We start from the raw sequence: 2,356 nt of genomic DNA, 5'->3' as shown, positions 1-2,356 counted from the left end.
TTTTGTGGAAGCCTTGGAAGCTTTTCGGACAGCGATGTCTTTCCGTTTCTTTGAGTGGCTGACCGAGAATCGGGATGTGTTTGCCGCTTACAAAGCCAGTTTAGGCTTTGTTTGGGCTTGAAATTTGTTTAAGTCCCACTATTAACCTTAAACCTGGAATTAGCAGAAAAAGAGAAGCGAGGAGAAACCGTCATCGGTCCCTGGTCTCCTTACTCTTAGATTACTCCAAAGCCTTACATTAGATTGAAACAATCTGAATTTCCCTGACTCGGTGCATTGGTTTGGTTGGCTTTTCGGTGGTGATTAGTTCATCAGCTTGAATTTGCAGCGCAGCAGCAACATGAAGTGCATCCATCGCCGCTAAACCGTAAGTGCCAGCAATTTCACGACTCACTGCACCCTCCTCGACGTGCAGCAAGTTCTTGTTCTATTTCATCTTCATTGAGCAGTTGCAATCCAGATGCGATCGCCCGATGTCGGATTTCCCATAACTTTTTGCTTAATGGTGTTTGGGGAATAAATTTAGCTTGTGGTGTTGTTTGTGACTCAGATTTAAGTATTTGAACAAATTGCCAAACTTTTTGTTGCTTTTCCGGGGTCAATTCTCGCCATTGTTCAAGTAGTTCTTCTTCTTTATCCATAAATACCTCGCTCTTAAATTACGCATTCCTCGAATCGTTGGCTGTCCAAGACATATTTGTGGATTAACTTTCGGCTCTTGTAGTAGATATGTATGGGTAGTTCAGGTGTTTTAGGTGGGAACTGGTTCACCTGGCCGCAAACTAGACCATTTACCGGTTTCGCGTAAAAAGCTTTCACAACCCACCACATCCCACTCCATTTCGATATAATCTTCTTTGGTGCGAATGTTAACGTTAATAGAAGGGTTCTTCGCTTCAAAGTCCGGTGTCTCGGTGAGATGACGTTCCTGATGTTGTGTTTCTACGGCATGATAGGTGAGACAGCGATCAACAAAATAGCAGTTAATACAAATACACATAGGTTTAACTCTATAGGTCTTTTCCGTTAATCTAGCTCAGTCTCTCCCCAAATAGGGCCGGTAAAAATTATATTTTTGTAAATTGCTCTTCTCGATGTCTTGTCAAAAAAACCTAGATAGTTTAGTTAAAGAAGTTTTTGCGATTAATCGGCAAGAATTGCCAGAAAATGCTTATTTAGTTGGTGGTGCTGTGCGAGACGCTTTATTAAACCGTCAGAAAGACTATATTGACCTAGATTTTGTGGTTCCCGAAAAAGCGATCGAAATTGCTCAAACTATTGCCCATCATTATAAAGCCGGTTTTGTGGTTTTAGATGCCGTTCGTCAAATTGCTCGCGTCGTTTTTCCGCAGGGGACCCTTGATTTCGCGCAACAGGAGGGAGAATCTCTAGAAATAGACCTAAAAAGACGGGATTTCACCGTTAATGCTCTCGCTTATAATCTCCACACCCAAGAAATTTTCGATCCTTTAGGGGGATTAAAAGATTTAGGCTGCCAATCCCTGCGGATGATTTCCCGCGAAAATCTTCAGGATGATCCCCTAAGATTATTAAGGGCCTATCGACAAGCGGCTCAATTGGACTTTGAGATCGAACCCCATACCCGTGCAACTATTCGTTCTCTTGCCCCTTTATTGCGCCGTGTAGCCGCCGAAAGGGTACAATCCGAGTTGAATTACCTTTTGCTCAATTCCCGTGGCAATAAATGGCTAAAAAGTGCCTGGGAAGATGGCTTATTATCTCTCTGGTTGCGTCGGATTACCCCCGCAAAAATGGAGCGAGTTATGGGGGTGGAAGCGGCAGCGGGATTTTTAGAATCTTTGTTACCGGAAAAATTTATCTTTTCCCCTTCTCAGTTACAGTTGACAAAATTGGCCCTATTGGTATCGGATATTTTGGCAGAAGCGGAAAAAGAGTTAATCGATCTCAAGTATTCCCGTGGGGAAATTCGCACGGTAATCACGGTGATTAAGTGTTTACCTCCCCTCAAGGAGGCAGATAATTTAAGTCTGCGGGAACAGTATTTTATTTATCTAAATACGGGAAAAGTATTTCCTATCTTTGCCCTTTTTGCTTTATCGATGGGGATTAACAAAAATATCGTCGCTTCTCTGTTGACTTCCTATCTCGATCCTGATAATATTATCGCCCATCCCCGACCTTTATTAAGGGGCGATGATTTAATTAACCATTTACACCTGAAACCCAGTCCGATTATTGGTAAGTTATTAACCGAGGTACAAATTGCCCAAATTGAAGGCAAAGTTACAGTTTTTCAGGAAGCTATCGATTTTGCTAAAAAGTTGTTAAGTAGGTGGGTGGAATTAAATATAAAATGAACGTAGGTTGGGTTGAA

The 2,356-nt window shown here is 42.1% G+C and carries 4 protein-coding genes; 1 reads left to right on the top strand and 3 read right to left on the bottom strand.

The annotated features are described in order from the left end of the window. Positions 1–238 precede the first annotated feature (238 nt). The 3 genes from PX636_RS19025 to PX636_RS19015 all read right to left on the bottom strand — a co-directional run bounded on the left by PX636_RS19025 (position 239) and on the right by PX636_RS19015 (position 1,000). Positions 239–418 carry a PIN domain-containing protein gene (locus tag PX636_RS19025; RefSeq protein ID WP_002779187.1) on the bottom strand — a complete coding sequence of 60 codons (180 nt, stop codon included), beginning with the start codon at positions 416–418 and terminating at the stop codon, positions 239–241. Beyond that, complete coding sequence (locus PX636_RS19020) at positions 384–641, bottom strand: hypothetical protein (RefSeq protein WP_012267538.1); 258 nt, start codon at positions 639–641, stop codon at positions 384–386. The genes PX636_RS19025 and PX636_RS19020 overlap by 35 nt, the downstream gene beginning before the upstream one ends. 110 nt (positions 642–751) lie before the next feature. Further along, positions 752–1,000, bottom strand: coding sequence for a Ycf34 family protein (locus tag PX636_RS19015; RefSeq protein WP_002795917.1), 249 nt, complete (start codon positions 998–1,000; stop codon positions 752–754). 94 nt (positions 1,001–1,094) lie between these two features. Here PX636_RS19015 and PX636_RS19010 point away from each other — a divergent pair, with 94 nt between their 5' ends. Further along, positions 1,095–2,339 (top strand): tRNA nucleotidyltransferase/poly(A) polymerase-related protein, encoded by a 1,245-nt coding sequence (locus PX636_RS19010; protein WP_288118309.1) that lies wholly within the window; start codon positions 1,095–1,097, stop codon positions 2,337–2,339. Positions 2,340–2,356: the final 17 nt, after the last annotated feature.

Source organism: Microcystis sp. M53598_WE2, from assembly GCF_030067735.1.
GTDB lineage: Bacteria > Cyanobacteriota > Cyanobacteriia > Cyanobacteriales > Microcystaceae > Microcystis > Microcystis aeruginosa.
Note: the sequence above shows the minus strand (reverse complement) of the source record. Positions and strands in the feature narration are given on the sequence as shown.